Annotated in this window: 2 protein-coding genes; both read right to left on the minus strand. The window is 57.1% G+C overall.

Annotated elements, in window-relative coordinates:
- Positions 1-503, minus strand: a 503-nt coding sequence (locus ACR0CG_RS23735; protein WP_480527961.1) for an AAA family ATPase, incomplete at its 3' end; no start/stop codon positions are given.
- A partial coding sequence (locus ACR0CG_RS23740; protein WP_480527963.1) for a transposase family protein occupies positions 503-1,941 on the minus strand: 1,439 nt, incomplete at its 5' end. The genes ACR0CG_RS23735 and ACR0CG_RS23740, both read right to left, overlap by 1 nt.

A 1,941-nucleotide genomic window follows, 5' to 3' on the forward strand; every position in this document is an offset into this window, starting at 1 on the left:
TTCGGATGGCCGACCAGAATAACGGACAGATTGCCTCCGCCGCGCGCGATCACTTCCATCAGGCGTTTCAGCCCGATCAATGTCTTTCCATACAGATCATGGGCCTCATCGACAAACAGCGCCACGGGCTTTCCGGAGCGGGCTACCAGCTTCTGAAGTTCTCGTTCCCTCTTTTCACCTTGGGTTGGAATCTTTGGTTCTTTCTCTCGTGAGAGATCGTAGAACAGGGCTGAGATTAGCGTCGGAACGGTCGTGCGGGCTTTGTCCACCGACAGGCTTTCGGCGACAGTGACCTTCTTTTCGCGCGCAATTTCATCTTGCAACCGGTGCAGGAACACAGTCTTGCCGATGCCAACTGGGCCTGTCACAGCGATCAGGCGTCCGGTTCCAATGCCCGCCCGGACGGTGTGGGTGATCTGACGATGGTTCTCGGTCTCATAGAATCCGGCAGCTCGCCAGTCCTTGATCAGCCCATATCGCGCCATGATCTCGGCATTCAGCATTACTCGCTCTCCTCTTCAGCGGCCGGTCGCTTAGGCGAGAACCGGGCAGTTATTCCTTGTTTGATTTCCGTCTTGTCGAGCGTGCGGTCGACAAGATCATTCACGAACGACAGATCCTCGTCTGTCAGGCGGGCCAGCGGCTTGTGCAGCAAATCCGAGACCCCGCGCAGCGCATCCAATCGGCTGCTATAGGTGAACTCTCCATAGGGATCCGGATCGACAAAGGCCTGGCTGGCGAACGGCAGTACGTCTGCGGCTTTGGCCAGGCTTGAATCCAACCCGGCAAGCGCCGATCTGGGCACCGAGATCTTCTGCGCAAGATCTCCGATCCTGTCGGCCCGTGCCTGTGTTTGTGTTTTCTTGGGCTTGCGATAGCGATGCAGCGGGATAGGCCCACCTGTCGGGCGGTAGGGGCCAAAGCGCTTGTCGTTCCACTCAACGAACAGCTCGTGATCAAACAAACCCCACCAGAGGGTGACAGCCTCACCCGCCAGATCGGGATCAACCTCGTAGAACGCGCCATCAACGCGAATGCGGGCATCCCCGGCAACCTTGCGGGTTTCAGGCTCTCGCGCGAAGGTGCAGAACCGTTCCCAAGAACACATTTGCCGGATACCGGTTGACGGCAGGTTCTTTACCCAATCTTCAATCCGACTGTGCGGCTCACGACGATGGAGCTGGGCATTGTATTGACCAATGAAGCGCGCCAACCAGGCATTGGCTTCCAACTCGGTTTCCGGTTTGTGGAAGTGATACAGCGTTTCATGGGCTTCTTTCACGGTGCGGAACGGGCGCTCCACTTTGCCCTTTGATCGCGCGGTCGGTCGTCGGCCATCGCTACCCGCAGGGTCATGGGTCATCACGCGCACGCCCAACCGTTCCATGACAGTGTGGAAGATCCCGCTTTTTGCAATGGGTCCATTGTCCAGATATATCGCCTCCGGAATGCCTTGCAGCTGGGTTTCATCTCCGTCCTTCGGTGCCATTGCGTTGAACAGGAAACGCAGGCCGCTTTCCACATCCTCGCCATAGACGCAGCGATACTCCTGAAAGGAGGTGCCGGAGCGATCATCAACCACGCTGAACAGCATGGGTACGGGAAGACCTTTGCGGTTTGGATCAATCCAGGATGGCTGTTCGATCTGTTTCAGGTCAGATGGGCTGATATCAAACTGCCAAAGAGCATTGGAGGTTCGTGCTTCAAACCGGACAGCGGCTGGTGCTCTGGTCATTCTTGCATGATCATATCCCCAGAGACGGAGATACCGGTTGACCGTGGCCTTGTTCAGTTGCGCCTTTGCGGCCTGAACCAAACCTTCGGGCGTTTCAACGCCATGATCCTCCAGAAGCTCGATGGCCCGTGCGGTCGATAAACGCCGCCCCTTCTTATTCGATGTGCGGATCTTCAGGGCAGCGATGATCTCACAGTATCGCTCCA

It is taken from the genome of Ruegeria sp. AB8, assembly GCF_056542605.1.